The organism is Actinoallomurus sp. CA-142502 (assembly GCF_050936355.1).
Lineage (GTDB): Bacteria > Actinomycetota > Actinomycetes > Streptosporangiales > Streptosporangiaceae > Actinoallomurus > Actinoallomurus iriomotensis.
This window is the reverse complement of record NZ_JBNJMY010000001.1, coordinates 2,990,212-3,015,229: the sequence shown is the minus strand read 5'-3', so window position 1 is coordinate 3,015,229 and position 25,018 is coordinate 2,990,212. Positions and strand designations below refer to the sequence as shown.

The 25,018-nt window shown below is 74.5% G+C and carries 21 protein-coding genes; 10 read left to right on the top strand and 11 right to left on the bottom strand.

Annotated features, from left to right (window positions below):
* The 4 genes from ACQEV1_RS14700 (at position 1) to ACQEV1_RS14685 (ending at position 3,729) form a co-directional block, all read left to right on the top strand.
* Entirely contained in the window at positions 1-123 is a 123-nt protein-coding gene (locus ACQEV1_RS14700) for a SapB/AmfS family lanthipeptide (protein ID WP_285571344.1), read from the top strand.
* Between the two features lie 54 nt (positions 124-177).
* Entirely contained in the window at positions 178-300 is a 123-nt protein-coding gene (locus ACQEV1_RS14695; protein ID WP_285618086.1) for a SapB/AmfS family lanthipeptide, read from the top strand.
* 104 nt (positions 301-404) lie between these two features.
* Positions 405-2,030, top strand: coding sequence for an ATP-binding cassette domain-containing protein (locus tag ACQEV1_RS14690; protein WP_433394351.1), 1,626 nt, complete (start codon positions 405-407; stop codon positions 2,028-2,030).
* Entirely contained in the window at positions 2,023-3,729 is a 1,707-nt protein-coding gene (locus tag ACQEV1_RS14685; RefSeq protein WP_433394349.1) for an ATP-binding cassette domain-containing protein, read from the top strand. The genes ACQEV1_RS14690 and ACQEV1_RS14685 overlap by 8 nt, the downstream gene beginning before the upstream one ends.
* Positions 3,730-3,739: 10 nt before the next feature.
* Here ACQEV1_RS14685 and ACQEV1_RS14680 read toward each other — a convergent pair whose 3' ends face one another.
* From ACQEV1_RS14680 to ACQEV1_RS14670, 3 genes are all read right to left on the bottom strand, one after another.
* On the bottom strand, positions 3,740-4,339 hold the full coding sequence (locus tag ACQEV1_RS14680; RefSeq protein WP_285569857.1) for a response regulator transcription factor: 600 nt from the start codon (positions 4,337-4,339) through the stop codon (positions 3,740-3,742).
* 294 nt (positions 4,340-4,633) lie between these two features.
* Positions 4,634-5,800 carry an imidazolonepropionase gene (hutI, locus tag ACQEV1_RS14675; RefSeq protein WP_285569860.1) on the bottom strand — a complete coding sequence of 389 codons (1,167 nt, stop codon included), beginning with the start codon at positions 5,798-5,800 and terminating at the stop codon, positions 4,634-4,636.
* A 72-nt stretch (positions 5,801-5,872) separates the two neighbouring features.
* Complete coding sequence (locus ACQEV1_RS14670) at positions 5,873-6,796, bottom strand: quinone oxidoreductase family protein (protein ID WP_433394346.1); 924 nt, start codon at positions 6,794-6,796, stop codon at positions 5,873-5,875.
* Between the two features lie 101 nt (positions 6,797-6,897).
* On the opposite strand from ACQEV1_RS14670, the gene ACQEV1_RS14665 reads away from it, so the two are divergent.
* The gene (locus ACQEV1_RS14665) at positions 6,898-7,527 is read left to right on the top strand and encodes a TetR/AcrR family transcriptional regulator C-terminal domain-containing protein (protein WP_433394344.1); all 630 of its coding nucleotides are present in this window, start codon (positions 6,898-6,900) and stop codon (positions 7,525-7,527) included.
* A 31-nt stretch (positions 7,528-7,558) separates the two neighbouring features.
* Complete coding sequence (locus ACQEV1_RS14660) at positions 7,559-8,974, top strand: FAD-dependent monooxygenase (RefSeq protein WP_433394342.1); 1,416 nt, start codon at positions 7,559-7,561, stop codon at positions 8,972-8,974.
* Here ACQEV1_RS14660 and ACQEV1_RS14655 read toward each other — a convergent pair.
* Positions 8,953-12,006, bottom strand: coding sequence for a BTAD domain-containing putative transcriptional regulator (locus ACQEV1_RS14655; RefSeq protein ID WP_433394340.1), 3,054 nt, complete (start codon positions 12,004-12,006; stop codon positions 8,953-8,955). The two genes, ACQEV1_RS14660 and ACQEV1_RS14655, sit on opposite strands and share 22 nt — an antisense overlap.
* 556 nt (positions 12,007-12,562) lie before the next feature.
* Between ACQEV1_RS14655 and ACQEV1_RS14650 the strand changes: the two genes are divergently transcribed.
* The gene (locus ACQEV1_RS14650; RefSeq protein ID WP_433394338.1) at positions 12,563-13,369 is read left to right on the top strand and encodes a pentapeptide repeat-containing protein; all 807 of its coding nucleotides are present in this window, start codon (positions 12,563-12,565) and stop codon (positions 13,367-13,369) included.
* Between the two features lie 97 nt (positions 13,370-13,466).
* On the opposite strand, the gene ACQEV1_RS14645 is transcribed toward ACQEV1_RS14650, so the two are convergent.
* From ACQEV1_RS14645 to hutH, 4 genes are read right to left on the bottom strand one after another with little or no spacing between them, the layout of a single operon-like run.
* Positions 13,467-14,792: a formimidoylglutamate deiminase gene (locus ACQEV1_RS14645; RefSeq protein WP_433405903.1), complete on the bottom strand. Its 1,326-nt coding sequence runs from the start codon at positions 14,790-14,792 to the stop codon at positions 13,467-13,469.
* Entirely contained in the window at positions 14,789-16,072 is a 1,284-nt protein-coding gene (locus tag ACQEV1_RS14640; RefSeq protein ID WP_433394336.1) for an allantoate amidohydrolase, read from the bottom strand. The genes ACQEV1_RS14645 and ACQEV1_RS14640 overlap by 4 nt, the downstream gene beginning before the upstream one ends.
* A gap of 3 nt (positions 16,073-16,075) precedes the next feature.
* Positions 16,076-17,728 (bottom strand): urocanate hydratase, encoded by a 1,653-nt coding sequence (gene hutU / locus ACQEV1_RS14635; protein ID WP_285618101.1) that lies wholly within the window; start codon positions 17,726-17,728, stop codon positions 16,076-16,078.
* Between the two features lie 13 nt (positions 17,729-17,741).
* Positions 17,742-19,280, bottom strand: coding sequence for a histidine ammonia-lyase (hutH, locus tag ACQEV1_RS14630; RefSeq protein ID WP_433394334.1), 1,539 nt, complete (start codon positions 19,278-19,280; stop codon positions 17,742-17,744).
* Between the two features lie 80 nt (positions 19,281-19,360).
* On the opposite strand from hutH, the gene ACQEV1_RS14625 reads away from it, so the two are divergent.
* On the top strand, positions 19,361-20,131 hold the full coding sequence (locus tag ACQEV1_RS14625) for an IclR family transcriptional regulator (RefSeq protein WP_285569889.1): 771 nt from the start codon (positions 19,361-19,363) through the stop codon (positions 20,129-20,131).
* 19 nt (positions 20,132-20,150) lie between these two features.
* Here ACQEV1_RS14625 and ACQEV1_RS14620 read toward each other — a convergent pair whose 3' ends face one another.
* Genes ACQEV1_RS14620 through ACQEV1_RS14610 form a run of 3 tightly spaced genes read right to left on the bottom strand, consistent with a single transcriptional unit; the run spans position 20,151 to position 23,011 of the window.
* A complete protein-coding gene (locus tag ACQEV1_RS14620) occupies positions 20,151-21,248 on the bottom strand; it encodes a glycosyltransferase family 4 protein (protein WP_433394331.1) in 1,098 nt (365 codons plus the stop codon).
* Positions 21,249-21,251: 3 nt separating this feature from the next.
* Positions 21,252-22,103 carry a hypothetical protein gene (locus tag ACQEV1_RS14615; RefSeq protein ID WP_433394329.1) on the bottom strand — a complete coding sequence of 284 codons (852 nt, stop codon included), beginning with the start codon at positions 22,101-22,103 and terminating at the stop codon, positions 21,252-21,254.
* The gene (locus ACQEV1_RS14610) at positions 22,100-23,011 is read right to left on the bottom strand and encodes an ABC transporter ATP-binding protein (RefSeq protein ID WP_433394327.1); all 912 of its coding nucleotides are present in this window, start codon (positions 23,009-23,011) and stop codon (positions 22,100-22,102) included. The genes ACQEV1_RS14615 and ACQEV1_RS14610 overlap by 4 nt, the downstream gene beginning before the upstream one ends.
* A gap of 133 nt (positions 23,012-23,144) precedes the next feature.
* Between ACQEV1_RS14610 and ACQEV1_RS14605 the strand changes: the two genes are divergently transcribed.
* Together ACQEV1_RS14605 and ACQEV1_RS14600 are read left to right on the top strand one after the other, a co-directional pair.
* Positions 23,145-24,338: a sensor histidine kinase gene (locus tag ACQEV1_RS14605; protein ID WP_433394325.1), complete on the top strand. Its 1,194-nt coding sequence runs from the start codon at positions 23,145-23,147 to the stop codon at positions 24,336-24,338.
* Positions 24,335-24,991: a response regulator gene (locus tag ACQEV1_RS14600; protein ID WP_285618109.1), complete on the top strand. Its 657-nt coding sequence runs from the start codon at positions 24,335-24,337 to the stop codon at positions 24,989-24,991. Before ACQEV1_RS14605 ends, ACQEV1_RS14600 begins: the two co-directional genes overlap by 4 nt.
* Positions 24,992-25,018 lie beyond the last annotated feature (27 nt).

The window sequence follows — 25,018 nt, the reverse complement described above, 5'->3', positions numbered from 1 at the left end:
ATGGCGCTTCTCGACATGCAGGGGATGAGCACGACCCCCGGTGGCGGCGGTGGCGGCGGCGAGGCCAACAGCACGCTGAGCCTGCTCTGCCACAGCTCCAACAGCATCGTTCTCTGCCTCTGATGACCGGTCTTCCCGGTCGAGGCCGTCCTTCATCCGTGAGGAGGTGACACGACGATGGCGCTTCTCGACATGCAGGGGATGAGCACGACCCCCGGTGGCGGCGGTGGCGGCGGCGAGGCCAACAGCACGCTGAGCCTGCTCTGCCACAGCTCGCACAGCATCACGATCTGCCTCTGACGCCTGCCCCGTGGCCCTGGTAGCCATGGCAGGACCACGACAGCAGGGGCTGCCCACCGGCCCCGTCCCGTACGGAACCGTGCGGCAGTCCCCGAGGGAGACCGATGACGGCGAGCAGGCTCGTGATCCGGACCGTCCGCTACGGCGGCGTCTGGGCGAGCCTGCTCGCTGTCACCTCTCTGCTCCAGGCCGGAGCCGCGCTCGTCCTCCCCGCCGTCCTCAGCCGGGCGGTGGACGGGGTGCTCGGCGGCTCCACCTCGCTCACCTGGCCTCTCGTGTACGCGGGCCTGGTGGCGATCTCCATGACCGGCGACGCGCTCACCGAGCTGTCCACCGGGGCCGGCACGGCCGCCGCGACGGCACGGCTGCGGCACCTGTTCACCCGGCACGTCCTCGGCCTCGGCCCGTCCGCGGGCCTGCCTCCCGGCGACCTGACGAGCCGCGCGGTCACCGCGACCGCGGACACCGCGTACGCCCCGTCCGCCGCGATCCTGGCGGCCACCGCGGTCGTCCCGCCGCTCGGCGGGGTGATCGCCCTCGTTCTTCTCGATCCCTGGCTGGCGCTGACGTTCGCGCTCGGCCTGCCCGCGATCGTCGCGCTGCTGCGCTCGTTCGTCCGCGACACCTCGGCGGTCGTCGGCCGGTACCTGGAGGCGCAGAGCCGGATCGCCACCCGGCTGGTGGAGACCCTTGCGGGAAGCCGCACGGTCGCCGCCGCCGGCGCCGCCGAGCGCGAGACCGAGCGGGTGCTCGCCCCGCTGCCCGAGCTGTCCGCGCAGGGCCACGCGACCTGGCGGATCCAGGCGACGACCGCGGGCCGCAGCACGCTGGCCGTGCCGTTCCTCCAGCTCGCGGTGCTCGCCGTCGCCGGGTACGAGCTGGCCCACGGACGGCTCACCGCGGGCGGGCTGCTCGCGGGAGCGCAGTACGCCGGGCTCGGCTCGGACATCGGCCCGGTGATCGCCCAGCTCGGCCGCCTGGCCCGCGCCCGCGCCGGCGCCGCCCGGCTGGCCCCGGTGCTCGACCGGCCTGCGCCCGCGTACGGGCCGGGGTCGTTGCCTGGCGGGCCCGGACGGCTGGAGTTCCGTGGCGTGTCGGCCGCCTCGGTGCTCGACGGCGTGAATCTGGTCGTCCCCGGCGGCGGCGCGGTGGCCGTCGTCGGGCGCTCCGGCGGCGGCAAGTCGCTGCTGGCCGCGCTGGCCGGACGGCTGGCCGACCCCGACGACGGTGAGGTCCTGCTCGACGGCGTGCCTCTGCCGTCGCTGAAGCACGCCGAACTGCGGGAGGCGGTCGGGTACGCCTTCGCGCGGCCCGCGCTGTTCGGCGACACGATCGCCGAGGCGATCGGCGGCGACGCCGAGACGGCCGCCCGCGCGGCGTGCGCGGACGCCTTCATCCGCCGTCTCCCCCTGGGGTACCGCACGCCGCCGTCGGAGGCGCCCCTGTCGGGCGGTGAGCTGCAGCGGCTGGGGCTGGCGCGTGCCTTCGCCCATCCCGGCCGGGTCCTCGTCCTCGACGACGCCACGTCCAGCCTGGACACCGTGACCGAGACGCAGGTCGGCGACGTGCTGACCCGCGACGGCCGCACCCGTCTGATCATCGCTCACCGGGTGGGCACCGCGGCGCGCGCGGACCTGGTCGCCTGGCTCGACGGCGGGACGGTGCGCGCCTGCGCGCCGCACCGGGAGCTGTGGTCGGATCCGGAGTACCGCGAGGTGTTCGGTGAGTGACCACCGGGCCAGGAGCCGCCGCGTCCTCGTGGCCGCGCTACGGCGCCGGCCGCGCGCGCTCGTGGCCTTCGGCCTGTGGTCCGCGCTCGGCGCTGTGCCCGTGCTGGTCTTCGGCCGCTCGGTCGCGGGCGCCACCGACGCGTTCCTCGCGCACCGGGCCGGGCCGGCGCTGGCCTGGCTGGGCGTGCTGGCCGGCGCGGCCGTGGTCGGCGCGGTCGGCGCCGCCCGGGCGTACGGGCCGCTGGCCGCGGTCGTCGAACCGTTCCGCGACGCGCTCGTCCGTCACGTCGTGCGCGGCGCCGTCCACGAGTCGGTCCGCACCGAACGAGCGGACGACGGCGCCGTCGCCCGGCTGACCCAGCAGGTGGAGATCGTCCGGGACACGTTCGCGGGCCTGCTGAACATCGTGCAGGGATTCGTGTTCACGCTGGCCGGCGCGCTGGCCGGGCTACTGACGCTGATGCCGGTGACGCTCCTGCTCGTGGGGCCACCGGTCGTGGCGGGACTCGGGCTGTTCCTCGGTCTCGTCGGGCGGTCGATCCGCCGGCAGCGGGAGCTGATCCTGGCCGAGGAGCGGATCGCCGAGTCGGCCACCGCCCTGGCCGGCGGGCTCCGCGACATCGCGGCGTGCGGCGCGGAGGACGCCGTGGCGGCCTCGGCCGGGCGGCTGATCGACGCCCAGGCCGCGGCGGCCCGGTCGATGGCCCGGCTGGCAGCGGGCCGCACGGTCGCGCTGGCCGTGGGCGGGCGGCTGCCACTCCTGCTGGTGCTGGGCGCGGCGCCGTGGCTCGTGCGGCACGGCGCCACGCCCGGGGTCGTGCTGGGCTCGCTGACGTACGTGCTGCAGGGGCTGTCGCCGGCGCTGGCCACGATCATCCGGGGCGTGGGCGGCAGCGGGCTGCGGCTCGCCGTGACGCTCGACCGCGTGATGTCGGCCGCCGGGACGCCGCCGGCCCCGTACCCGGCGCGTTCGGGCGGGAGCGAGCTCGCGCTGCGGCGGGTGACCTTCGCGTACGGGCCGGAGGCCGAACCGGTGGTCGACGCGCTGTCCCTGCGGGTGCCGGACGGCGACCACCTGGCGATCGTCGGCCCGAGCGGCATCGGCAAGTCCACGCTGTCGCGGCTCGCCGTGGGCCTCCTCACGCCGGCGCACGGGTCGGTCACGCTGGGCGGCGTGCCGGCCGCCGAGGCCGACTCGTCGGTCCGCGCGCTGATCCCGCAGGAGGCGTACGTCTTCGGCGGAACGCTCCGGGAGAACCTGTCCTACCTGCGGCCGGGCGCCTCCGACCACGCGCTGGACCGGGCCGTCGCGGCCGTGGGGGCCGGACCGCTGGCCGAGCGGCTGGGCGGCCTCGACGGCACGGTCGACCCGGCCGCCCTGTCGGCCGGTGAACGCCAGCTCGTCGCGCTGGCCCGCGCGTACGTCTCACCGGCCCGGCTGGTCATCCTGGACGAGGCGACGTGTCACCTGGACGCCGCGGCCGAGGAGCGCGCGGAGCGGGCCTTCGCCGCCCGGCCGGGCGCCCTCATGGTGATCGCGCACCGGATGACGTCGGCCCGGCGCGCGCGCCGCATCCTCGTCCTGGACGGCACCCGTGCCTGGCTCGGCGCGCACGAGGACCTGCTGGAGGACTGCCCCCTCTACCGGGAGCTGCACGGCCACTGGACGACCGAAGGACGCGCGCCGGCGGTGAGATGATCGCCTCGCGTCAGAGCCAGCCGGCGTCGTCGGCGATGCGGATGGCGTCGACGCGGTTGCGGGCGCCGATCTTGCCGATGATCCGCGAGATGTGGTTGCGGACCGTGCGGACCGACAGGAACAGGTGACCCGCGATCTCCGCCGACGACGCGCCCTGGGCGGCCAGCCGCAGCACGTCCACCTCGCGCTCGGTCAGCGGGCTCTCCGGGCGGTGGAGCGCGGCGAACGCCAGCTCCGAGTCGATCACCCGCTCGCCCTGGGCGACGCGGCGGACCGCGTCGGCCAGGTCGGCCGGCGGCGTGTCGATGAGCAGGAAGCCCGTCACGCCCGCGGCGACGGCCCGCCGCAGGTCGCCCGGACGGCGGCGGTTCGCCATGATCACGGTCGCGCAGGACCGCAACTCCTCGTGGAGGGACCGGACCACGGCGAAGCCGTCGTCCATGTCCGCCCCGAGTATGACGACGTCGGGTTCGAGTTCGAGGGCGGTCGGGAGCGCCTTGTCCGCCGACTCCAGCGCGGCCGCCACCTCCATGTCCGGATGTCCGGAAAGTAAGGCGACAAGGCCGCCTCTGACAAGGTTCATATTCTCGACGATGAGAATGCTGATCACTTTTTCGCCTCATGGCATAGTCGTTTCGTCCGGACGAGATCAAGCCTTTCGTCCGGCAGATTTCTACCGGCGGCGTAAGAACGTACGCTCAGGTCGGGAACAACCGATACCGGTCCGCCTGAGGCCGCGAACGATCAAGGTCGCGCATCATGGACTCCCGAGGGGCTAGGGCCAGTGCACTGACAACAGTGGATGACGATTGGTGATCAGTCAACGCCCAACGGTGGCCGAGAAAGGCCCTGACGTCGGCGAATACTTCCCCGAACAGCGGACAGAAAGCCCTATCGATTGTTTTTAGGACAAATTCCCGTGCCGAAATTCCACCGCCCGGCCATTGCGCCATACGCGCGCCACCTGCGGAACCCCCGGCCGATAGGCGAGATGGATGTGTGACGGCGCGTCCAGTATCAGCACGTCCGCACGTGCACCGGGGCGCAGGTGCCCGACGTCCGTCCGGCGCAGCGCCTTCGCCCCGCCCTCGGTCGCCGCGCGCACGGCCTCCTCCGGCGTCATCCGCATCTCCCGTACGGCCAGGGCGACGCAGAAGGCCATGCTGGAGGAGTAGCACGAGCCCGGATTGCAGTCGGTGGCCAGCGCGACGTCCGCCCCGGCGTCGATGAGCGCGCGGGCGTCCGGGTACGGCTGGCGCGTGGAGAACTCCACCGCCGGCAGGAGCGTCGCCACCGTCCGCGAGCCCGCCAGGGCGGCGACGTCCTCTTCGGACAGGAAGGTGCAGTGGTCGGCCGAGGCGGCGTCGAACTCCACCGCGATGGCCACGCCCGGCCCGTGCCCGAGCTGGTTCGCGTGCAGCCGCGGCACCAGCCCGGCCGCGCGCCCGGCGGTCAGGATCTCCCGCGTCTGGTCCGCGTCGAACGCCCCGCGTTCGCAGAAGACGTCGACGAACCGCGCGTACGGCGCGCACGCCGCCAGCATCGGCCCGGTGACGAGCCGCACGTACTCGGCCGGGTCGGTGTCCGCCGGCACCACGTGGGCGCCGAGGAAGGTCACCTCGTCCACCAGCGAGGCCGCGATGCGCACGGCCCGCTCCTCCTGCTCGACGGTGAGGCCGTAGCCGGACTTGCACTCGACCGTCGTCGTGCCCTGCCGGGCCATCTCCGCGACGAGGCGCCGCACGTTGGCCCGCAGCTCGTCGTCGGACGCCGCGCGCGTCCGCTCGACGGTGGTGCGGATGCCTCCGGCGGCGTACGGGCGGCCGCTCATCCGGGCGGCGAACTCCTCGGCCCGCTCCCCCGCGAACACCAGGTGCGCGTGGGAGTCCACGAATCCGGGCAGGACCGCGCGCCCGCCCGCGTCGTACGCCTCGTCGGCGGCGGGCGCCCGCCGCGACGGACCCGCCCAGGCGATGTGCCCGCCGTCGATGACCAGCGCGGCGTCCTCCATCAGCCAGCGGTCCTCGGCCGCCCCGGCCAGTTCGCCGATGTTCGTGATCACGGTGCTCACGCCGCCAGCATTTCACCGGCGGCGCGGGCGGCGGCACCCCCGCGCCGCACGCGCCGTCTCGGATCCGAGACGTCAGGGGCGCAGCAGGACCCGGCCCCGGTTCTCGCGGCGCTCGATGATCCGGTGCGCCTCGGCGGCCTCCTCCAGGGGCAGCGTCCGGTGCACGCCCACGATCAGTCGCTCACGCGCGTACAGGTCCCACAGCTCCTCCCGCTGCCGCGCGTACGCCTCCGGCCGTCCCGCCACGAACGGCCGCATGGCGAAGCCCACGACGGACCGCCCGTGCGCCCGCAGCTCGTTCACGTCCACGGGCCGCCCCGCCCCGCTGTACGCGACGAGCCGGCCGAGCGGGGCCAGCGCTCGCAGCGCCGCCGCCTGCACGTCGCCGCCCACCCCGTCGACCACGACGTCGGCGGGCGCACCCCACTCCTCGTCGTAGGTGACGACCTCGTCGGCCCCGAGGTCGCGGACGAACCCGGCCTTGGCCCGGTCGCCCACGGCCGCCACCACCCGCGCGGCGCCGAGCTCCCGTGCGAGCTGGACCGCGAGGTGCCCCACGCCTCCGGCCGCGCCGGTGACCACCACGGACTCCCCCGCGTGTACCGCGCCGGCGCGCAGGGCGCCCAGCGCGACCTGCCCACCGCGGACGAGCCCGACCGCCCCGGCGTCGTCCACCGCGTCCGGCACCGGGAACGCGAACATCGCCGGAACGACCGCCAGCTCGGCGTACGCCCCGTCGAACGCGAGCGCCGCGACCCGCTCGCCCACCCGCTCGGCCAGCCCCGGCCCGGCCGCCACCACGCGGCCGACGACATCGCCGCCGGGCACGTGCGGCAGCGCGACGTCGGGCCGGCGGGTGAGGCGTACGACCGGGTACGTCACGCCGACCGCGCCGACCTCGACCAGCAGCTCGCCCTCGCCCGGCTCCGGCCGCGGCGCGTCCTCGGTCTTGAGCACCTCCGGCCCGCCGTACGAGCGGAAACAGACCCGGCGCATGTGCCCTCCCCAGATACTTCAACAGTGTTAAACTTCAACGGCGTTGAAGTCTGCGGCATACTGTTCGCGTCTGTCAACGTGAAATCCGAGAGGACGGCGCCATGCGGCTGACCCGCGACCACGTGCTGACGGCCGCCCTGGACCTGCTCGACGAGGTCGGCCTCGACGGCCTGACCATGCGCCGGCTCGCCACCGCGCTGGGCGTCAAGAACGGCGCGACGTACTGGCACTTCCCCAGCAAGCAGGCCCTGCTGGAGGCCATGGCCGAGGCGATGCTCGCCGGTCTGACCGAGGACCTGGACACGCGCCCGCCCTGGCACGAGCGGGCCGCCGAGCTGGCCCGCCGCCTCCGCCGGGCGCTGCTGTCGCGTCGCGACGGCGCCCGGGTGTTCTCCGGCGTGTTCTTTCCGCTCCCGAACGCCCTGGCGTACGGCGAGACCATGGCCGGCCTGTTGCGGGAGGCCGGGCTGAGCGGCCGGGACGCCCTGTGGGCGGTGGACACGCTCAACTACTTCGTCGTCGGCCACGTCATCGAGGAGCAGCTCGCCGCGGGGCTGCCCGACGGCGGCGCCGAGGCCACGGAGCGCCTGACGGCCGCCCTCGACCCGGTGCGGCACCCCAACCTCGTCGCCGCCGCGGACGACCTGACCGCGCCCCATCCGGAGCAGCACTTCGAGCACGGCCTGCGGCTGATACTCGACGGCGTCCGGCTGACAGCGGGATGCCGGTGAGCTGACAGCGGCGCCCGGCACCGTACGGGCCATGAACGAGACACGAGTACTGATCGTCGGCGCCGGGCCGACCGGGCTGACGCTGGCGTGCGACCTCGCGCGGCGGGGCGCCGACTTCCGGATCATCGAGAAGGAGCGGCCCGCCGGGTCGCGCGGCAAGGGCCTGCAGCCCCGCACGCTGGAGGTCTTCGACGACCTCGGCGTGCTGGACGCCGTCCTGACGGCCGGCGCGCCGTACCCGCCGCTGCGCTCGTACGCGGGCGGCGAGGTCGTCTGGGAGGGCCGAATGCACGAACCGAAGGAGCCGACTCCGGAGGTGCCGTATCCCACGGCCCCGATGCTCCCGCAGTGGCGGACGGAGCAGATCCTGCGCGACCGGCTGGCCGAGCTCGGCGGGCGGGTCGAGCGGGGCGAGCTGATCGACTTCGAACAGGACGATGACGGGGTGACGGCCGTGCTCGCCGGCGGCGAACGGATCCGCACGGCCTACCTCGTCGGCGCGGACGGCGGCCGGAGCGTGGTGCGCAAACGGCTCGGCATCGGGTTCGCGGGCGAGACGCACGAGACCGAGCGGATGCTCATCGCCGACGTCCGTACCGACGACGTGGACCGGGACCACTGGCACTTCTGGGGCGACACGGCGAGCCGGACGCCGCACTTCGCTCTCTGCCCGCTGCCGGGCACCGAGGACTTCCAGCTCACCGCCCCGCTCATCGGCACCGACACGCCGGAACTGACGCTCCCGACGTTCCAGAAGATCGTCTCGGAGGTGTCGGACGTCCGGCTGCGCGAGGTCGGGTGGGCGTCGGTCTACCGGGTCAACATCCGGATGGCCGAGCGGTTCCGTGACCGCCGGGTCTTCCTGGCCGGGGACGCCGCGCACGTGCACTCCCCCGCCGGCGGCCAGGGCCTCAACACCGGCGTCCAGGACGCCTACAACCTCGGCTGGAAGCTGGCCGCCGAGCGGGCGCTGGACACCTACGAGGAGGAGCGGCTCCCGGTCGCCGCCGGCGTGCTCGGCCTCAGCACCCGGCTGTACCGGGGAATGGCCGAGCGCCAGGCCGAGGCGTACCGCCGCGGCGGGGAGACCGATCAGCTCGGCATCGGCTATCCCGGCGCCTCGCTGTCGGTGGGCGGCGGGAAGGCCGGGGAGCGGGCGCCGGACGCACCGCTGCGGGAGGGACGCCTGTTCGACGTCTTCCGCGGCCCGCACTTCACGCTGCTGGCCTTCGGGGAGGGGCACGCGGAGACGGTCGCCCGGGTGAACGAGCGATACGGAGCCGCCGTCCGCGCCTACACGGTCGGCGACGACGGCGCCGACCTGGTCGACGCGGCGGGACACGCGCACCGCGCATACGGCACCGACGGCCTGGTGCTCGTACGTCCCGACGGCTACATCGGAGTCTACGACGCGCCGGTCGACGACTACCTGCGGGCACTGGCCTGAGCGGCGAACGCCTCCGGGTCGGCGAGAGCGCGCTCCCAGGCGACGGCGAACGCCTCCTCCCCCAGCTCGGCGCGGCAGCGGGCGAGCAGGGAGCGCACACCGGGGTCGCCGGTGTCCTCGATGCCCCGCAGCTTACGGGCGGCGGCCAGGACCGCCACGGCATCGGCCGGGTCGGCGCACCACGCGGCGGCCTCCTCCAGGACGCTCGCACGGGCCACGTCGTCGCCCGTGTCAGCGATCAGTGTGAGGGCGCGGGCGCGCAGTTCGTCGGCGCGCCCGTGCTCACCGAGGGCGGCCTCGGCGAGCGCCCCCGACATGTGCAGCAGCGCGACGAACTGCGGCGGCGCGTCGCACCCCCCGGCCAGCGCGGCCCTCGTCCAGCTCACGGCCTCGGCGATGTCGCCCTCGGCGTACGCGAGATCGCCGAGGGCGCGCCGCACCCGGGCGAGCGCGATCGGGTCGGCGCCGCGCTCGGCCGCGGTCAGCGCGCGCTCCAGATCGGCCCGCGCGCCGTCCCGGTCGCCGGCCCGCATCCGCGCCTCGCCGAGCCGGACCAGCAATATCATCGGGGCCGGGATCTCCTCCGCGCCGCCCACCTCGGCGGCGCGGGCATGGGCGCGTTCGAGGGCGCGCACGGTCTCCGGCCACGAGCCGCGGTTGGCCAGCACGTTGCCCAGCGCGAACAGCGTGACCGCCTGGCCCCACCGGTCGCCCGCGGCCGTGAAGCCGTCGAGGGCGGCGCGGAGCCGTTCCTCGGCCCTCGCCGCGCCTCCGGCGACGTACTCGAACTCGACCACCCCGTACGCCATGTCGGCCATGGCCCGCAGCCAGGGGTCGATGGCCGCGCCGAACCGCTCGATCGCCTCCTCGGCACGTGCGCGGATCGTCTCCGGCCCGTCCGAGTAGCCGCTCGCCATCGTCCACGCCGCGAGCGCGGCGGGCCGGTCGGAGCGCCGGGTCACCTCCAGCGCGCGCTTCACCCGGGCCGGATCGGGGTGGGGCGCGATGAGCAGGCAGATGGCGTGGTCCGGTTCGTGGCCGGGCGGAGGCTCGTCGCCGACGGCCGCCAGGACCGCCCGCGCCCACTCGCCCGCCTCACGCCGCCGCCCGCGGATGAGCCAGGCCCAGGTGCGCGCGGCCATGAGGCGCAGCGCCCGCCCGTGGTCGCCGCGGCCGATCGCGTGTCCGAGCGCGGCGTCCAGGTCGCCCTGCTCGGCGTCCAGGCGCGCCAGCCAGGCGAGCTGCCCGGGGCCGCGCAACCGGGGTTCGGCGGTCTCGGCGCGGGCCAGGAAGTACGCGGCGTGCGCCTCCCGTACGCGCTCGGCCTCCCCCGACTCCTCCAGCCGTTCCCCGGCGTACTCGCGGACGGTCTCCAGCATCCGGTACCGGACGTCCTGGTCGGTCTCGGCCATGATGAGCAGCGACTTGTCGACCAGTCCGGCGAGCAGGTCGAGAGGCTCGGTCGCGGGCGCGCAGACCTCGGTGACGGCCTCCACCGTGGCGCCGCCGAGGAAGACCGACAGCCGGCGGAGCACCGCGCGCTCGGCGTCGTCGAGCAGGTCCCAGCTCCAGTCCACGACCGCCCGCAGCGTACGGTGGCGCGGCAGCGACGTGCGGCTGCCGCGCTCCAGCAGCCCGAACCGGTCGCCGATCCGCTCGGCGAGCTGCCCGAGCGTCATCGACCGCAGCCGCGCGGCGGCCAGCTCGATCGCCAGCGGGATGCCGTCCAGCTCACGGCAGATCCCGGTCACCGCGTCGTCGGCGGTGAAGCCGGGCCGTACCGCACGGGCACGGTCGGCGAAGAGCGCGACGGCGGGCCCGTCCAGGCCGAGCGGCGCCAGCGGTACCAACGCCTCGCCCGCGATGGCGAGGGGCTCCCGGCTCGTGGCGAGGATCGTGACGCCCGGCGCCGCGGCGAGGAGATGCTCGGCGAGGCGGGCGGCGGCGTCGACGACGTGCTCGCAGTTGTCGAGGACGAGGAGCAGGTCGTGCCCGGCGAGCATGGAACCGAGGCGCTCGAGCGGCGTACGGTCCGCGCCGCTCCCGAACAGGTCGCCGTCGCCGACCGCCGCGGTGACCGCCGGCACGACGCGTGCCGGGTCGGCGACCGACCCGAGTTCGACCAGCCGTACGGACGTCGCCGCCGCGTCGGCCGCCTCCAGGGCCAGGCGGGTCTTGCCCGTGCCGCCGAACCCGGTGATCGTGACGAGCCGGTGCGTGTTCAGCAGGTCACGGACCCGCGCCAGCTCCGTCTCGCGGCCGACGAAGCTGGTCGCCCGCGCGGGCACGCCGCGGCGGTTCTCCTCGCGGAGCGCCGCGAGGTGCGCCTCGCGGAGCTCGGGCCCGGGGTCGACGCCGAGCCGGTCGGCCAGTTCCCGCCGGACGCGCTCGTACGCCTCCAGCGCCTCGGCCCGCCGGTCGGCGGCGCGCAGCGCGTGGATGAGCCGGGCGTGCAGGCGTTCCCGCGTGGGATGCTCACGGGCGAGGGCCTCGATCTCACCGATGGCCGTGGGCGCCCGCCGGGCCAGGTCGGCGGCGAGAAGGTCCTCGACCATGGTGAGACGGGTCTCTTCGAGCCGCGCGGCGGGCGCGAGGGCGAACCGCGCCCCGGCGGCGTCGGCGAGGGGCGTCCCGTGCCACAGGTCCAGGCCGCCACGGAGCAGCTCCGCCGCCTGAGCGTGCTCACCGGCCGCCAGCGCGGCACGGCCGTCCGCCGCGGCCCGCTCGAACGCCAGGACGTCGACGTCCGCGGGCGCGACGTCGAGCAGGTAACCGGCCGGATGCGACACAAGGCGGGCACGCTCGCCTTGAAGGGCCCGCCGCAGCCGCGCGACGAGCGTCTGCAGCGCCCCGGCCGGATCGGCGGGCGCACCGTCTCCCCACAGGTCGTCGGCGAGCCGGTCGGCCGTGACGACGCGCCCGGGATCGAGCGCCAGCCGGATCAGCAACAGCCGCAGCCGAGCCCCACCGATCTCGACCGGCCGGCCGTCCCCGTCGCGGACCCGCAGGGGCCCGAGCATCGCCACACGCATCTCGCGGCGAGCCTATGCCGTGCCACCCCGTTCCCGGGCCCCGCCGGCCGACGACCACACTGCCCGGAGTCGCCGAGGGCACCCGCCGTCCTCGCCCGGAACGCGCACGCCCACCAGCGGAAGTGCCCGGAAGGCACGACGGATCTCGCGGCGCGCCCAGCATCCGCCCCCCACGGCTACCGGACGGCTTCCGCATCACGGCGGCCGCTGCCGGGTGGCGTACGGACCTGACCGCGACCACCGCCGACGGCGCCGTTGATGCCGTCACCGGTCGTACGGCCGTCCACGAACCCGTACGCGCCCGGCCCTCGACACCCCGACACGAGGAGTTCGACGAGTCCGGGTTCGGCGAATGGCGTGGCGGCGGGAGTCGATGCGTGCGGGCGGACCCGCCGCCGGGCTCGTTTCGCTGGCGGCGGCATGGCCGCCGTGAGCACGATCGCCGTCGGCGAACGGGACCGGGCCTCCGAGGGGCCCCAAAGGCCGTATCTTCTGCGAGTGAGATGCACGACACCGGCACGAGAGGGGGCCGCGGATGACCGACGACGCTAGGCGTATGGCCGCCAGACTCGTCGCGGCGGCCCGGCCGCTGCGGCCCTGCGTGCATCTGACCGTCTCACCCTGGTGGGCGCGGCTCCTGATCGCCGCGGGAGCCCAGGCCACGGCCGACGTTCACCTCGGCAGACACCGTACGCCCGACATGCTCCCCCCCGTCCCGGGCGCGAACCTCGTCGGCGTCGACCTGGTCGCCAGGGACCTGACCGGCGCGAACCTCATCGGCGCCGACCTGACCGGACGGGACCTGACCGGCGCGACGCTGACCGACGCCGACCTGATCTCGGCGAACCTCCTCCGGGCGAACCTCGCGGGCGCCCGCCTGACGCGCGCGCAGCTGATGAGCGCGAACCTGACCCGCGCCGACCTGCTGTTCGCCAACCTGGCCCGGGCCAACCTCGCCGGCGCGGACCTCACCGGCGCCGACCTCACCGGGGCCGACCTGTCCGGTGCCGACCTGGCACCGGCCGAGCTGACCGGCGCCGACCTGACGGGCGCCCGCCTCGCCCGCGCGAACCTCGCCGGAGCGCGGCTCGGCCGCGCCCGCCTGGTCCGGGCCGACGCCGTGGGCGCGGACCTGACCGGCGCCGACCTCACCGGAGCGGACCTCACCGAGGCCCGGCTCAGAGCGGTCCGCTGGTCGGCCGACACCCGGTGGCCGCAGGACCTCGGCGACGAGATCCGCACCCGGTCCCGCGAGATCGAGCCCGGAGTCTGGGTCGTGCTGGGCGGCACCGGCCGCCGCACCCGGTCGATCTCACCTGGCGGCGCTCACGAATTCGGCAGCGTGAAACCGCACACGCGATAGCACTCACCTGTCCGTCGGGCCGCCGTAGGCGGAATCGGAGGCCGGAAGCGCGCTCCCTCGGCGACTCCGTTCACCGGCGCCCGCACGGCTCGCCTGGTCAACCCGTCACCGCGGCGATCGACTCGGTCAGGGCGGCGGGTACGTCTTTCACGAGGAGATGGTGACCGTCGCGGACGACCTGGCGGCCGGAGACGACCACATCCCGCACGTCGGCGGGGGACGCGGCGAAGACCACGGACTCGGCCAGGTGGTCCGGGGCCGCGCCCGCCAGGCGGATCGAGTCGCGCGTCACCGTGACCAGGTCCGCGTACGCGCCCGGGGCGAGGCGGCCCGCCTCCGGCCAGCCCAGTGCCGCGTGGCCGTCCGCGGTGGCGGCGGTGAGGAGTTCGGCGGCGGTCCAGTGGCCTCGCTCGCGGGTGCGCAGGCGTTCGTCCAGTTCGACCGCTCGTGCCTCCTCGAACAGGTCGATCATCGCGTGCTGGTCCGAGCCCAGCGACAGCGGCGAACCGGCGTCGGTCAGGGCGCGGGCCGGGCCGATGCCGTCGGCCAGGTCGCGTTCGGTCGTCGGGCACATGCACACACCCGTGCGCGTACCGCCCAGCAGGGTCACGTCCGAGGCGGTCAGGTGGGTCGCGTGCACGGCCACCGTCCGCCGTCCCAGCGCGCCGGTCTCGGCCAGCAGGGCCGCCGGCGTCCGGCCGTAGGCCTCCAGGCACGCGGCGTTCTCGGCCGGTTGTTCCGACAGGTGCACGTGGAGCGGCGCCGCGTGTGAGGCCGCCCACTCGGCGACCTCGCCCAGCTCACGGCGCGGCACGGCCCGTACGGAGTGGATCGCGGCGCCGACGCGGGCGTGCTCGCCCGGCCGCAGCGCCGACACCCGGGAGGCCCACGCCGACGCCGTCCCGTCGCCGAACCGCAGCTGCGGCCCCAGCAGCGGGTCGCCGATGCCGCCGGTCAGGTAGCACGCGTCGAGCAGGGTGATCCGCACGCCCGCTTCCTCGGCGGCCGCCAGCAGCGCCGCGGACATGGCGTTGGCGTCCCGGTACGGCACCCCGCCCGGCCCGTGGTGGAGATAGTGGAACTCCCCCACGCAGCTGATCCCGGCAAGTGCCATCTCCGCGTACACCGCGCGGGCGAGCGCGAAGTAGCTGTCCGGGTCCAGGCGCGCGGCCACCGTGTACATCTGCGAACGCCACGTCCAGAAGGTGCCCCGCGACGCCTGTACGCGCCCCCGCAGGGCCCGGTGGAACGCGTGCGAGTGCGCGTTCGCCAGGCCCGGCAGCGTGAGCCCGGCCAGCCGTACGGCGTCCGGGGGCGCGGGCACGCCGGAGACGACCGACGTGAAGCGCGTTCCTTCGACCTCCAGCAGTACGTCCGCGACGACCGCGCCGTCCAGCCACGCGTGCGCGGCGTGATATCTCACCGGCACGCCAGCTCGTCCAGTACGTCCGCGAGCGCCTCCACGCCCGCCAGGCAGTCGGTGAGTTCGGCGTGTTCGGCCGGCGCGTGGGAGACGCCGGTCGGGTTGCGCACGAACAGCATCGCGGTCGGCAGATGCGCGGAGAGAATGCCGGCGTCGTGGCCGGCGCCGGTCGGCAGCACCGGCGGGTCGCCGAGCGTCTTGGCCAGCCGGTCGCGCAGGTCGGCGTGGAAGTCCACCACCTCGGTGTAGGACTCCTCGCTCAGCGACACGTCGACGCGGTCGCGCCCGGCGGCCTCCCGCGCGGCGGCACGGACGTCCGCCACGGTCGCGCGCACGGCCTCCTCGGACGGTGCGCGGGCGTCGAGCCAGGCCGCCACCGACGACGGGATGGCGTTGACCCCGTTCGGCGTGACCCGCACCTTGCCCACGGTCGCGACGGCGTCGTGCCGAGCCGCGGCCTCGCGGGCGGCGAGCACCGTACGGGCGAACGGCAGCATCGGGTCGCGGCGGTCGGCGAGCCGGGTGGTGCCCGCGTGGTCGGCCTCCCCGGTGAAGTCGAAGCGCCACCGCCCGTGCGGCCAGATCGCGCTCGCCAGCCCGACCGGCGCGGTCAGGGCCCGGCCCTGTTCGACGTGCAGTTCGACGAAGCAGTTGAGCGACAGAAGCTGCGGGTCGGGGCCGATCGCCTCGGGGTCGTACCCTTCGGCGGCCATGGCCTCGCCCCAGGTCACGCCGTCGGCGTCGCGCAGGCCGCGCGCGCGTGCCGGGTCGATCGCCCCGGTGGCGAGCCGTGACCCCAGGCAGGCGACGCCGAAGCGGGCGCCCTCCTCCTCGGCGAAGACGGCCACGCCGATCGGCCGGCGGGGCGTCGCGCCCCGCTCACGCAGCAGGTCGATCGCGGCGAACGCCGAGACGACGCCCAGCGGCCCGTCGTACGCGCCGCCGTCGGGCACGGAGTCCAGGTGGCTGCCGGTCAGCACGGCGTCGCGGCGTCCGGTCACCGGCTCCCCGTGGAAGTCGCCCGTCATGGCGTCCGCGGCGATGCTCGCCACGGACGCGATCAGGCCGCCCATGCTCGCGCCCGTGTTCTTCTCGGCGTCCCACCAGGCGAACAGGTTGCCGTTCGGGTCACGCTCCACCGTCAGCCCACGGGACCGGGCCTCTTCGGTGAACCACGCTCGGCACTCCCGGTCCGCCGCCGTCCAGGAGAACCGCCGGTAGCCACCGCCGTCGGCCCGCCCGATGGGGCGCAACGCCTCCCACATGTCTTCGAACGCCATGGCTCAAGCCTCGCGCATCGGGACCCGTACGGCACGTTCGGCGGCCACCTCGGCCGCGCGGTCGTACCCGGCGTCGACGTGACGGATGACGCCCATGCCGGGGTCGTTGGTGAGGACGCGCTCCAGCTTCTGCGCGGCGAGCGGCGTGCCGTCCGCCACCGAGACCTGGCCCGCGTGGATCGACCGGCCGATGCCGACGCCGCCGCCGTGGTGGATCGACACCCAGGAGGCGCCCGAGGAGGCGTTGACCAGGGCGTTCAGCAGCGGCCAGTCGGCGATCGCGTCGGAGCCGTCGGCCATTCCCTCCGTCTCGCGGTACGGCGAGGCGACGCTGCCCGAGTCGAGGTGGTCGCGGCCGATCACGATCGGGGCGCTGATCTCGCCGCTCTCCACGAGCTTGTTGAACTCCAGCCCGGCCCGGTCCCGTTCGCCGTACCCGAGCCAGCAGATCCGCGCGGGCAGCCCCTGGAAGTGCACCTTCTCCCCCGCCATCCGGATCCAGCGGGCGAGCTGCTCGTTCTCCGGGAACAGGTCGAGGATCGCCTTGTCGGTACGGGCGATGTCCTTCGGGTCGCCGGACAGGGCGGCCCAGCGGAACGGGCCCTTGCCCTCGCAGAAGAGCGGCCGGATGTAGGCCGGCACGAAGCCGGGGAAGTCGAACGCGCGTGTGTAGCCCGCGATCTGCGCCTCACCGCGGATCGAGTTTCCGTAGTCGAAGACCTCCGCGCCGGCGTCCTGGAAGCCGACCATCGCCTCGACGTGTGCGGCCATCGACTCGCGTGCCCTGGCGACGAAGCCGTCGGGGTCCTTCTCGCGCGCGTCGGCCATGTCCTCGAAGGCGATGCCGCGCGGCAGGTACATCTGCGGGTCGTGCGCCGAGGTCTGGTCGGTCACGATGTCGATGGGCGCGCCCGCCGCGAGGAGTTCGGGCACGATGTCGGCGGCGTTGCCGAGCAGGCCGATCGACAGGGGCCGGCGGGCCTCCTTGGCCTCCTGCGCGAGCCGCAGCGCCTCCTCGACGCTGTCGGCGCGCACGTCGCAGTAGCGGTGCTCGACCCGGCGGTCGATGCGCGAGGGGTCGCACTCGACGCAGATCGCGACGCCGCCGTTCATGGTCACCGCGAGGGGCTGGGCGCCGCCCATGCCGCCGAGCCCGGCGGTCAGCGTGATCGTCCCGGCCAGGGTGCCGCCGAACCTCTTGGCCGCCACCGCCGCGAACGTCTCGTACGTGCCCTGGAGGATGCCCTGCGTGCCGATGTAGATCCACGAGCCGGCGGTCATCTGCCCGTACATGGTCAGCCCGAGCGACTCCAGCCGCCGGAACTCCTCCCACGTCGCCCACTGAGGCACGAGGTTGGAGTTGGCGATGAGCACCCGCGGCGCCCACTCGTGCGTACGGAAGACGCCGACCGGCTTGCCCGACTGGACCATGAGGGTCTCGTCGGCCTCCAGGTCGCGCAGCGCGCGGACCATCGCGTCGAAGGCGTCCCACGAGCGCGCGGCGCGGCCCGAGCCGCCGTACACGATCAGCTCGTCGGGGTGCTCGGCGACCTCGGGGTCGAGGTTGTTCATGAGCATCCGCAGGGCGGCCTCCTGCTGCCAGCCCTTGGCGCTCAGTGTCGTGCCGCGCGGCGCGCGTACGGGACGGGGACCCATGGCGTTCTCTCCTTTACGCGAGGGGGCCGACGACGGACTCGGCGGCGGTGACGAGGGAGCCGTCGCGGACCAGGTCGACGGCGGCGGCGATCTCGGGGGCGACGTGACGGTCCGGGCCGGGCCCGGGCACGCCCGTCCGCAGGGCGGCGACGACGGCGGCGGTCGCCGGGCCGGGCCGCAGCGGCGCCCGCAGGTCGAGGGCGCGGGCGGCGGTCATGATCTCGATCGCGACGACCCGCGTGAGGCCGTCGACGGCGCGGCGCAGCTTGCGGGCGCCGCCCCAGCCCATGGAGACGTGGTCCTCCTGCATGGCCGAGCTGGGGATCGAGTCGACGCTGGCGGGCACGGCGAGCCGCTTGAGCTCGTTCACCACGGCGGCCTGGGTGTACTGGGCGATCATGTAGCCGGAGTCGACGCCCGGGTCGTCGGCCAGGAACGCCGGGAGCCCGTGCGAGCGGGCCACGTCCAGCATCCGGTCGGTACGGCGCTCGGCCATGGAGGCGACGTCGGCGACCGGGATGGCGAGGAAGTCCAGCACGTACGCGATGGGCGCGCCGTGGAAGTTGCCGTTGGACTCGACCCGGCCGTCCGGCAGCACGACGGGGTTGTCGACGGCGGAGGCCAGCTCGCGCTCGGCGACGAGAGAGGCGTGGGCGAGAGTGTCGCGGGCCGCGCCGTGCACCTGCGGGGAGCAGCGCAGCGAGTAGGCGTCCTGGACGCGGTTGCAGTGCGGCCCGCGGTGCGACTCCATGATCGCCGAGTCCTTGAGGAGCCGGCGGAGGTTGGCTGCGCTGTCGGCCTGGCCGGGGTGGGGCCGCAGCTCCTGCAGGTCCTGGGCGAAGACCCGGTCGGTGCCGAGCTGGGCCTCGACGCTCATGGCGGCGCCGATGTCGGCGGCGCGCAGCAGGGCGCGCAGGTCCTCGATGGCCAGCACGAGCATGCCGAGCATGCCGTCGGTGCCGTTGAGCAGGGCCAGGCCCTCCTTGGCGACGAGGGTGAGGGGCTGGATGCCCGCCTCGGCCAGGGCCTGAGCCGCGGAGGTCTTGTCACCGTCGGCGTCGCGGACGTCGCCCTCACCGATCAGCGCGAGCGCCACGTGGCTGAGCGGGGCCAGGTCGCCGGAGCAGCCGAGGCTGCCGTACTCGTGCACGACCGGGGTGATGCCGGCGTTGAGCAGCGCGGCGAGGGTCTCGGCGGTGACGGGGCGCACGCCGGTACGGCCGGTGGCGAGCGTGCTGAGGCGCAGGAGCATCATCGCCCGGACGACCTCACGCTCGACCTCGGGCCCGGACCCGGCGGCGTGGGAGCGGACGATGTTCTCCTGGAGCCGTGCCCGCAGTTCCTCGTGGATGTGCCGGGTGGCGAGCGCGCCGAAGCCGGTGGAGATCCCGTACGCGGGCGTGGGCCGGGAGGCGAGGTCGTCCACGTGCGCCCTGGCCTCGGCGATCGCCTTGAGGGCCTCGTCGGTGAGGGTGACCTCGGCGCCGTGGCGGGCGACCGCCACCACGTCGCCGAAGGCGAGCGGGCCGGTGCCGACGGGGATGTTCGTCATACCCCTATTGGACGCGACCGCGTGCCGTGCCCGCACCCCGGGTGGACGGCATGTGTCTCAGATACGAGACACTAGAAGGTATGGCGGGCGAACAGGTGCCGGCGGCACGGCGGGTGATGGCCGTGCTCCGCCTGCTGGCCTCCTCCGCGCGGCCCCTCGCCGCCTCGGCCATCGCCCGCTCGCTGGACCTTCCGCGCTCCAGCACGTACCACCTGCTCACCGCGATGGCCGAGGACGGCTTCGTCACGTACCTGCCCGAAGACCGGTTGTGGGGCCTCGGCGTGACCGCGTTCGAGATCGGCTCGGCGTACCTGCGCCAGGGCCCGCTGGAGCGCCTGGCCCGCCCGCTCCTCGTCCGCCTGGTCGACCGGCTCGGCGAGATCGTCCAGCTCGGCGTGCTGCACGGGGCCGAGACGCTGTACCTGCTGAAGGAGCAGCCCCGCCACCACGCGACCCTGGTCACGGACGTGGGCGTACGGATGCCGGCGTACCTGACCGCGAGCGGCCGCGTGATGCTGGCGCACCTGCCCACCGCGCAGGTGCGGGCCCTGGTTCCCGGAGAGCTGGTCAACCGGACCGGAGCGGGCCCCCGTTCGCTGCGGGAGCTGCGCCGGCTCCTGGCCGAGGACGCCCGGCGCGGCTGGGCGGTCGAGGACGGCCACGTGACGGAGGGCTTCGCGAGCATCGCGGCGTGCAGCTTCGACCACGTCGGCCGCCCGGCCGCCGCGATGACGGTGACGTTCCGCCGCGACGCCCGCGCGGAGGAGGAGTGGCCCGAGATCGCCGCCCGCGTCCGCGAGGCCTCCGCCGAGCTCACCCGTCGCCTGTCCGGCCACGCCCCGCGGAGATGAACGCGGAGCCACCGTCCGGTCAGGTGCCGTCCGTACGGGACAGCAGGTCGCGCAGTCGCTCGTAGGAACGGTCCCAGGTCCACTCCGCACAGGCCCAGGCGCGGCCTTTCTCCCCCATCGCGCCGGGGGCGGTGAGCAGTTCGACCAGCCGGTCGGCGATGGCCGGCACCGAACGCCCGTCCACCACGTACCCGGTCTCGCCGTCCCGGACGGCTTCGGGTACGCCGCCCGAATCCCCCGCCAGGACCGGAAGCCCGGCCGCGGCGGCCTCCAGGAAGACGATTCCCAGCCCCTCGACCTCCAGCCCGCCGAGCCGGCTCCGGCACGGCAGGGCGAACACGTCCGCCGCCGCGTAGAACGGCGGAAGCGCCTCGTGCGGATGCGGCCCGGCGAACACGACCCCCTCCCCCGCGAGCCGGCGCAGCCGGTCCTCGTACGGGCCGGACCCGACGATCAGCAGTGTCGCGTCCGGCACCGCCCGCCGCACCAGCGGCAGCGCCCGGATCAGCCGGTCCTGCCCCTTGCGGGGGACCAGCCGTGACACGCTGAGGATGACGGGCCGGTCCCGCAGGCGGTAGCGCTCCCTGATCCCGGAGGTGTCGGCGTCCGGGCGGAACACCGAGGTGTCCACGCCCGGGACCAGCCGCGTCGTTCGCGTCCGGCGGCCGAAGGCCCGGACGATCCGCCGACGCGTGTACCCGGTCAGGTAGGTGACGGTGCCCACCTGGCCGCCGATCCGGCGCAGCACCTGCCGCGACCCGGGCAAGGACGCCCACCAGACCTCGTGCCCATGCGTGGTGGCCACCGAGGGGAGTCCGAGCCTCCCGGCGAGCAGGCCGAGCGGCGCGGCCGCACCGAACCACACCCGGTCGCATCCGTGTTCGTCCGCGACCGCCGCCGCCGTCGCGGCCACCGCCGGCGTCGGCAGCAGCGTCCGGGCTCGATCCCGTACCACGGGAAACGGCAGTCCGGCGTCGAACCGCTCCCCGCCCGGCTCACGCGACGTGTAGACCACCACCTCGCCGGGCGGGAACCGGCGCGCCAGTTCGTGGACGAACGTCTCGATGCCGCCCATCCGCGGCGGAAAGTCATTGGTGACGATGAGAGTGGCGCCCATCGTTCACACGTCGCGGCGGTGGACGACGGTGATGGCGACGAGCGCCGCGCCGAGCGCCCAGAGGGCCAACGCGATCCACGCCTCGGTGGTCGTCGTCGGCCGGCGCACGGGGAAGCCGAAACGTCCGTAGCCGACGTCGATCAGGCGCTGCCAGGCGCTCGCGGGAAGCACGTGCTCGATGTCGGCCGTCCAGCGGTAGTGGTCGGTGAAGCAGAAGGGCAGCAGCAGGAGCACCGCGGTGGTGATCACCATGGTCGCCGCGCCGTGCCGGATGATCGCGCCGAGGCCCATGCCGATGAGCGCGCACACCGGTGCGAGCACCGCCGACGCCGCGACCGCCTGGAACGCTCCGGGGTAGCCGATCGAGAGGCCTGCGTGGCGGCCGGACAGGATGGCCTGGGTCGCCCAGAAGGAGGCTCCGGCGACGACCGTTCCGTAGCCGAGCATGACCACCGTCACGTCGATCAGCTTCGCCGTCACCAGCGAACGGCGGTCCGGCACGGCCGAGAAGGTCGTGCGGATCAGTCCGGTGCCGTACTCGCCCGTGATCGTGATCGCGCCGACGCTTCCGGCGGCGAGCATGAGCACCAGACCGGCGACCTGCGTGAAAGCGTCCCGCATCGCCCAGATCGGAACGAAGATGGCGCGGATGTCGGCGCCGTACCGCGGCCAGTTGTGGTGGTCGGCGACGGCGGCGTTCACGTTCAGCCCGATGACGGCCAGCCCGCTGAGGAGCAGGGTCCAGTAGGTCGAGCGGAGCGACCAGAGCTTGGTCCACTCGGCGGCGAGGAGGTCGCGGAACCGGGCGCGAGGCTCGGCGACGGCGGGGCGGTCGGTGAGGGCCGGCGCGGTCATCGGACGTCTCCGGCGAGGTACTCGACGCTGCCGGCGGTGAGTTCCATGAACGCCTCCTCCAGCGAGGCGGTGCGGGGGGCGAGTTCGTGCAGCGGCACGCGGTGCCGGAAGGCGAGTTCGCCGACGCGGGCGGCGCTCAGACCGGTGACCGTGAGCGCCTGGTCCCCGTCCGGTCGTACGGACGCTCCCTCGGCGGTCAGGACGGCCGTCAGCGAGGCGACGTCGGGAGTGCGCACGGTCACACTCTGGGGCGTACCGCGGGCCGCGAACGCGGCCAGGCTCTCGTCGGCGATCAGCTCGCCCCGGCCGATGACGATGAGATGGTCGGCCGTGTGCTCCATCTCGCTCATGAGGTGGCTGGAGACGAACACGGTCCGCCCTTCGGCGGCCAGGCGGCGGAACAGCCCGCGCACCCATCGCACGCCCTCGGGGTCCAGCCCGTTGATCGGCTCGTCGAACAACAGCACGGGCGGGTCGCCGAGCAGAGCGGTGGCGATGCCGAGCCGTTGCCTCATGCCCAGTGAGAACCCGCCGACGCGACGGCGCGCCGCCTCGGCCAGGCCCACCTCCCGCAGGACCTCCTCGACCCTGCGCCGTGGGATCCGGTTGCCGCGGGCCAGCGCGGACAGGTGCGCGTACGCGGTGCGGCCGCCGTGCACGTCATGGGCGTCGAGCAGCGCGCCGACGTGCCGGAGTCCGCGCGGGCGGTCCCGGAACGGGCGGCCGGCGACGGCGGCGGTTCCGCTGGTCGGCTCGTTCAGTCCCAGGATCATCCGCAGCGTGGTGCTCTTGCCCGCGCCGTTGGGTCCGAGGAACCCGGTGACGTGTCCCGGACGCACCGTGAAGGTGAGTCCGTTGACGGCCGTCTTCGGGCCATAGCGCTTCGTCAGTCCGCTCACTTCGATCACGCGGCCAACGGTGTCGCGGGCCGGGCCCGCCGCGCATCGGGCCGTCGGCGGTATCCCCGGGGACGGGTATCGCCCGTGGTCGTACGCCCGTGGTCCGATGCGTCCCCAAGATCACCCGAATACGATCGGGTCCATGTCCGCCGCGTCCCCTTCTCCCCTGTTCAGGCGCATTACGCCGGGCGTCTGGACGACCTCGGCCTGGTGCGCCGGCACGGTCTTCACGTTCCTCATCCGGCTGAGGCTGCCCGGTGAGAACGCGGCATCGATGAACACCGGGGTCATCTTCTACCGGTGGGACGGCCTGACGATGCTGATGACGGCCACCGCGCTCACGCTGGCCGGCGGCCGCCTGCTGCTCCGCCGGCCGATCGCGGCCATCGTCCTGGTGCTCGCCGGTTCCGTCATCGGGACGCTTCCGCTGAGCGTCGGCGCGATCCCGGTGCCGCAGTTCCTCTCCGTCGACGTCGCCCTGTGCTTCGTCGCGGCCTCCGGGCGGCGCCGGACGTCTCTCACCGCCGCCGGTCTGGTGGTCGCCACGCTGGCCGGTTATCTGGCCTTCCGGGTCGCGTGCGGATGGTCCATCGGGACCTCGACGGAGCTGGCCGTGACGATGACGGCGCTGATCGCCTGGCTCATCGGGAACTCGGTCCGTCAGGCCCGCGAGCACGCCGACGGCCGGCGCGCGCAGGCGGTGACCGCCGAACGGCTCCGGATCGCCCGCGAGCTGCATGACATGGTCGCGCACAGCATCGGCATCATCGCCCTGCAGGCCGGAGCGGCGCGGAGAGTCATCGACACGCAGCCCGCCCGGGCACGCGACGCCCTGGGCGAGGTGGAGACCGCGAGCCGGGAGACGCTGTCCGGCTTGCGCCGGATGCTCGGCGCGCTCCGGCAGGCCGAGCGGGAAGAGGGAACCGACATCGCACCGCTCGACGAGATGCCCGGTCTAGCGGACGTCGACCGGCTGGCCGAGACGACCACGGCCGCCGGTGTCCACGTCGACGTCCGATGGCACGGGGACCGGCGCCCGCTCCCTCCGGAAGTCGACCTGTCCGCCTTCCGGATCATCCAGGAGGCCGTCACGAACGTGGTGCGGCACGCCGACGCCCGATCGTGCACCGTCTCCATCGACCATCGGGACGGGGCGCTCTTGCTCGAGGTCGTCGACGGCGGGCGCGGACGCGGCGGCACCCCGGACACCGGCTACGGCCTGGCCGGGATGCGCGAACGCGTCGCCCTGCTCCATGGAGACTTCTCCGCCGGGCCGGTGCCCGGAGGCGGCTTCCGTGTGACCGCCGAACTCCCCCTCCCCGCAGGCGTCGCATGACCATCCGCGTCGTTCTCGCCGACGACCAGCCGCTGGTCCGCACCGCCCTGCAGATGGTCATCACCGACGCCCCCGACCTCGAGGTCGCCGGCGAGGCCGGCACCGGCGCCGAGGCGGTGGAGCTGGCACGGGACCTCGACCCGGATGTCGTCGTGATGGACATCCGCATGCCCGGCATGGACGGGATCGAGGCCACCCGGCGGATCGCGGCCGGTCCCTCCTCCGCGCACGTCGTCGTCCTGACCACGTTCGACGACGACGACCACGTCTACGGCGCGCTGCGCGCCGGCGCGGCCGGATTCCTCGTCAAGGACATGGCGCTGGACGACATCCTCGCCGCGATCCGCGTCGTCGCCGCCGGCGACGGCCTGATCGCCCCGAGTGTCACGCGCCGCCTGATCGAGGAGTTCGCCGGCCGTCCGGCGCCCGCTCCCGAACCGCCCACGCTCGACGGCGTCACCGAACGGGAGCACGAGGTGCTGACCCTCGTCGGACGCGGCCTGTCCAACAGCGAGATCGCCGCGGAGCTGGTCATCAGCGTCGCCACCGTAAAGAGCTATGTGAGCCGCCTGCTCACCAAGCTCGACGCCCGCGACCGGGTCCAGCTGGTCATCATCGCCTACGAGACCGGCCTGGTGGCGCCTCCTCGGTAGCTTTCGTCCGGGGACCCCCCTGATGCG